Source organism: Campylobacter sp. US50a, from assembly GCF_004379015.1.
GTDB classification, from domain to species: domain Bacteria; phylum Campylobacterota; class Campylobacteria; order Campylobacterales; family Campylobacteraceae; genus Campylobacter_D; species Campylobacter_D jejuni.
This window is the reverse complement of the sequence record NZ_RYYJ01000072.1, coordinates 1-416: the sequence shown is the minus strand read 5'-3', so window position 1 is coordinate 416 and position 416 is coordinate 1. Positions and strand designations below refer to the sequence as shown.

Genomic DNA, 416 nt, shown 5'->3' with positions numbered 1-416 from the left:
TTAGCAAGATACTCTCTTAATAACGAGGATAAACTTTATCAAATTTTTGGAGTAAATGCTGAGTTATTAATCGATCACGCTTGGGGATTTGAAAGCTGTACAATGCAAGCTATTAAAGAATATAAAAGCAAACATATCTCTAAGGTAATGGCTAAGGTTTTGCCTAAGCCTTATAGTTTTAAAAAAGCTAGAGATATGCTTAAAGAAATCGTCGATCATATGGTTCTTGAGCTAATTGAGCAAAATTTAACATGCAATCAAATCGTTTTAGATGTACAATATGATAAAGAAAGCTTAGAAAAGGTACAAAGCTACAATGGTCCAATGAGCAAAGATTCCTATGGAAGATCTATTCCAAAAAATGCACATTCAACAATCAATTTGGATTACCACAGCTCTTCCTTGGAAACTATTTG

At 32.5% G+C, this 416-nt stretch carries 1 pseudogene; it reads left to right on the top strand.

From position 1 onward, the window contains the following. Window positions 1-416: pseudogene (locus ELQ11_RS09710) on the top strand (DNA methylase); the annotation flags it as partial.